This window comes from Desulfobacter sp. (assembly GCF_050177295.1).
Genome location: NZ_JBFXHE010000352.1, coordinates 1 through 4,661, shown reverse-complemented (window position 1 = coordinate 4,661; position 4,661 = coordinate 1). Strand labels below are relative to the sequence as shown.

Annotated in this window: 5 protein-coding genes and 1 pseudogene; 1 reads left to right on the top strand and 5 read right to left on the bottom strand. The window is 46.6% G+C overall.

What is annotated here, in order from left to right:
- Positions 1–372 (top strand): annotated as a pseudogene (locus AB7U36_RS18770) (TetR/AcrR family transcriptional regulator); the annotation flags it as partial.
- Positions 373–427: 55 nt separating this feature from the next.
- Here AB7U36_RS18770 and AB7U36_RS18765 read toward each other — a convergent pair.
- From AB7U36_RS18765 to AB7U36_RS18745, 5 genes are all read right to left on the bottom strand, one after another.
- Entirely contained in the window at positions 428–1,342 is a 915-nt protein-coding gene (locus AB7U36_RS18765) for an AEC family transporter (protein ID WP_428161182.1), read from the bottom strand.
- A gap of 11 nt (positions 1,343–1,353) precedes the next feature.
- Entirely contained in the window at positions 1,354–2,562 is a 1,209-nt protein-coding gene (locus AB7U36_RS18760) for a M24 family metallopeptidase (RefSeq protein ID WP_287036978.1), read from the bottom strand.
- Between the two features lie 113 nt (positions 2,563–2,675).
- Entirely contained in the window at positions 2,676–3,479 is an 804-nt protein-coding gene (locus AB7U36_RS18755) for an ABC transporter permease (protein WP_428161181.1), read from the bottom strand.
- On the bottom strand, positions 3,472–4,386 hold the full coding sequence (locus AB7U36_RS18750) for an ABC transporter ATP-binding protein (protein WP_428161180.1): 915 nt from the start codon (positions 4,384–4,386) through the stop codon (positions 3,472–3,474). The genes AB7U36_RS18755 and AB7U36_RS18750 overlap by 8 nt, the downstream gene beginning before the upstream one ends.
- A gap of 58 nt (positions 4,387–4,444) precedes the next feature.
- Positions 4,445–4,661 (bottom strand): hypothetical protein (locus tag AB7U36_RS18745; RefSeq protein ID WP_428161179.1); only part of this gene is annotated, 217 nt, incomplete at its 5' end.

Sequence of the window (4,661 nt, the reverse complement as noted above, 5' to 3'; positions counted from 1 at the left end):
GAACGCATGGAGACCCTTCTGGGAATTCTTTTTGACGCCAGCGGCACCTGGCCCCAGCGGGATGCTGTGTTCTGGTCCTGCTATGCCATGGGATTCCGGGATGAGAACATCAGGGAAAGAATCCGGGCCATGATGCTTAAATTCATTGAATTCGGGATTGAAGAGATCGCGGGCTGGGAAGAGACCGGGCTAGCCAGTGTAGAAAATAAAAAAAGAGCTTCCGCCAAAATTTTTGCCTTGTCAGAGGGCTTCGGTATTGTGAAAAATTCACTGGACGATCCAGAGCTTATTAAGGAGGTTGCCGACTTTTTTAAAACTACGACCTTAAAAATTTTAAATTGCAAATCAGCATTAAATCAAGAACAGCCCTGAATACCTTGCTTTGCTGTTCCCGGCAAAGCTGTTTTTACATTTTTTTTTTCAATTTCTATAAAATTAGCGCCACAGACAGTGAAATAAAGGAGAGTACCGTCGACATCATCACAGCTGTGGATGCCAGTTCCACATCTGAATTTAGTTGAGCGGACAATACGTAAATAGCCGTGGAGGTGGGCAGGCTGAAATAAATCATGCCTGTTTTGAATGCTGTGCCAGACACGGAAAACAACGTAAGCATAATATAGCCTGTGACCGGCAGGATAAACAGTTTGATGCCGGCAGCGGCCAGGGCATTGGGCCAATGCCGGGAAATGCCTGCAAAACCGAGGGTGCCGCCCATGGAGATCAGGGCAAGGGGCAGCGTCATGGAGGCCACCAGGGCAAGAAAGTTATTGATAAATCCGGGTAAACGATATCCGGTACCGGATAAGAGCAAGCCCGCGGCACACCCAATGATCAGCGGATTGGAGACCAGCGCCCGTAATAAAATCCCCAGGCGTTGGCCCGGAGACGGGGTGCGGCCTGAATGCCAGATCAGTACGGCAACCGAAAGGACATTGATGACAGGAATCAGGCATCCGACAAGGATACTGAAGAGTCTTACGCCCTCTTCTCCGAGGACGGTAAGTACGGTGGCCATGCCGATATAGGTGTTGAACCGGAATGAAGCCTGGAAAAAAGATCCAGCCGCCTTGTCCGGCATTTTGGTTGTGCGTATGTAAACATAAGAGAACAGGGAAACCAGAAAGACGGCAGCCAGCCCGGCCAGAATAAGGCCGGCTTCGGATGCGTCTGTGCCCGTGGACTTGGCTGTTTTCCAGAAAAGCATGACCGGGAAAAAGATATAGTATACCAGTTTATCAAGGGTGTGTAAAAATTCATCCGACGTCATGCCCCGGTGCTTGAGCCCATAGCCCAATGCCATCATGGCCAGCAGGGGGAACAGGGTGTTGAGTATAATCATTTTCGCGGTTTTTAAACCATAAATATCTTGTTGGGTATTGTGCTCAGAAAACGGCTGCCGGTTTCCGTTATCTGGATCACGCTCTCTATGCCTGCGGCGAACCGGTCCTTAAAAATAAATTTCGGCTCCACGGCAAACACCATTCCCGGTTCAAGCAGTGTGCTTCGACCCTTTGAAATAATGGGGTCTTCCACCAGTTCGAGACCAAGGCCATGTCCTATAAATTTGGATTTTAATCCGGGAAATCCCAGGAATTGTTCCCCATATCCAAGCTTGTCTGCCATGGTCACGGCGATCTGAAAGAGGGTCTTCATGGCAACGCCGGGTTTCATGGCTTCTTTGACATGGAAAAGAATGTCAATGGCTGCCTGGCTTGCGGCATCGGCCTGGCGGTCCATTTTTCCGGCCACAAACATCCGGGATTCATCCATGTGATAGCCAAATGCCATGGTGCCGAAATCAATGAGTATGGGGTCATTTTTTTCAATCACCCGGGTGCCGGCACCAAAGGGAAAAGCGGTGTACATGCCGGTGCCGCATACCGGAGAATCCAGTGCGCCGGACTGCCCCCCGCTTGCACCGCCCATGATGTGGAAGGTAAACCCGACGGATCTGTAATGGCGTACCTGCATGCGGCCCGAGTGCCCCTGGGTCCTGGCAAAGGCCTCAATGCGGCCGGCCAGATCTGTTTCCCGGATGCCGGGTTCAAGGTTTTCGGCTATAAAGTCAAATACCCGGCTGGATATTTTTGCCACATCCTGCATGATGCCGATTTCATATTCTGACTTTATTGCCCGGCAGGAGATGATCAGGGGGGAGGCATCCTGCCAGGTACAGCCAAAAAACAGCGACTGATAAAACCTGAAATCCCTGACCGGGACAAGGTCAAAGGCGATGCCCATGGTTTTTGCAAAACCACCGTGGCTGTCCTTGATAATCTGGGGAATTTCCGTGATTGAATAAACCGGTACAATCTGGGTCAACGGACTTTCGGCAACCGCCCTGGGAAGGTATTTTTTTACGAATAAAAGGGGCTCATGTTCCAGGGTCACATATAGCCAGGCATCCTGTGCTGAGCCGCTGAAGTAGTAATAATCCGGTCTGTGGGTCAGAAATACCCCGTCTACGCCGGCCTGGGCCATCTTCTCTTTCAGGGTTTGTATCCGCCGGCTGATTTCTGTTGCAGGGGTCAGATCCAGGGGTAAAAGCTTATCTATCATTTTCTTCACAATTTTTTTGTTTATACTTAAATTCACTCATTTGTTTTATCAATATATTCGGAATTTAATAAAGTATAATCCTTGCTTTTTAAACTGTAAAAGTCCACTTCGTTCTATTGAATGAGCCGCTTTTCCAGCCGTGAAACAGCTAAATAACCAAAGACGATCGTAAAGGCTACCATAAAAAGTATATCAAAGAATAACAGGCTGCTGAACTGCCCAAAACAACAAGCCCGGATCAAACGGGCGGAATGAGTGAGCGGGAATACTTCGGATACCCATTGAATCCATTCCGGAAGATTGGTGATAGGGAATACAATTCCCGAAAAGAAAAACATGGGAGTCAGACAACCGGTTAAAAAGAAATTAAAGTGATTGATGGTCTTCACAAAAGAAGTGACAAATAAAGAGAGCGCGCCAAACATCATTCCTGCAAAAAATCCCACAAGCGGTGTAAGAATAGCAAAATATGAAGGCACAAGACCAAAAACCGTAAAAACACTCATCACCGCCAAGGTAAAGAAAAATCCTTTAGTGCCGACAAAAAGCATTTCACCAACAAACAAATCCGTCACTGTAATGGAAGCCGAAACCATACCATCATAGGCCTTATCAAATTCAAGTCGGATAAAAGTGCCGAAAGTACACTCAAAAGCGGCTGTAAACATAGAGGAGGGAGCAATCATACCCGAGGCCAGAAAGAGCAGATAAGGTGTACCATCAATCAAACCGACATAGTGCCCAAGCCCTAAACCGACTCCGGCCAAAAAAAATAAAGGTTCCACAAAGGGAGGAAATCCGTTGGAAATCAGATGTTTGCAATATACACGGATATGCCTGTACCAGACGCTGTACAAGCGATAAGCCAGAGGTGGCGGTGTTGTGACAATTCGTTGAGGTAGGACGGTTTCAGTCATGCAAGTTTCTCCCGGTTACTTTTAAAAACAAATCTTCCAAATTGATCGGTCTTAGAAAAAAATCTCCCGCGTTGAGTGGCTCGGTCACTGTTTCCAGTGAAGATAACCTATCACCATACAGCATAAGCCGACCGGCAGTTTCTTCGGTCCGAAACCCTTTTGCTTCAATCGTCGAAAAAACATCGGTATTCAGAATTTCCAGCACGTATGTTTCCAAATTTTTCGAGATTAGAGCGCGGGGATGCCCCTGAAGAATTTTTTCGCCCTTGTGCATAATGATCAGGTCATCGCAAAGTTGGGCTGCTTCATCCATGTAATGGGTGGTCAGGACAATGGTCACACCGGTTTTTTTGAGCATCCTCATTTTGTCCCAAATGGCTTGCCGTACCTGGGGATCTAAACCGGTGGTGGGCTCGTCCAAAATAAGGAGGTGAGGGGAGTTGATCAAGGCTCTGGCAATGACCAGACGCCTTTGCATACCGCCGGATAATTCTCTAATACGAGCCTCTTTTTTTTCGGTGAGTTCCATAAATTCAAGCAGCTCGCTGATACGCCGGCTGGCGACATTGTGGGGCAGGCCATAAAATTTACTGTAAATATACAAATTTTGGGAAACTGAAAGCTCAACATCGAGATTGTTTTCCTGGGGCACAATTCCGGCAAGATAGCGGATTTCGAGTTCATTTTTGGCCGGATCATAGCCCAAGACATTGATTATTCGGCCATTATCCGAATCTGACCTGACCCGTCCGGTGAGCATCTTCATCATTGTGGTTTTACCTGCTCCATTGGGACCCAATAATCCGAAACAGGTAGCTTTGTTTACTTCAAAGGAAAGATTATCAACCGCTTTGAAATCTCCGAAGTGTTTGGTCGCATGTTTTACATATATTGCGTTTTCTGTCATTTTCCATAGTTTCCGAATATGTAATCATCTGATTTTCAGTGGGTATTTATAGTAGGGTTTATGCGGCTATAGCCATTCTTTTGATCAAAGAACTTTCTGTATTAGGCCCTTTGTTGTTACATTCCCAACGCCATGCTGTTGAATAATCTTGAAATTCTTCTATACTCCTAAAAAGGTACTTGTTCAACCAGAAAGGGTCAAAAATGAGGATGATCTTTAAATTCAAAAGGATGACATTGATATTGGTTAAAATATAGGAAAAAGGACTCAAAGAA

What these genes read in the sequence shown, in the direction of transcription:
- AB7U36_RS18765 (WP_428161182.1), bottom strand. Translation starts at nt 1,342, where the DNA reads ATGATTATACTCAACACCCTGTTCCCCCTGCTGGCCATGATGGCATTG.
- AB7U36_RS18760 (WP_287036978.1), bottom strand. Translation starts at nt 2,562, where the DNA reads ATGATAGATAAGCTTTTACCCCTGGATCTGACCCCTGCAACAGAAATC.
- AB7U36_RS18755 (WP_428161181.1), bottom strand. Translation starts at nt 3,479, where the DNA reads ATGACTGAAACCGTCCTACCTCAACGAATTGTCACAACACCGCCACCT.
- AB7U36_RS18750 (WP_428161180.1), bottom strand. Translation starts at nt 4,386, where the DNA reads ATGACAGAAAACGCAATATATGTAAAACATGCGACCAAACACTTCGGA.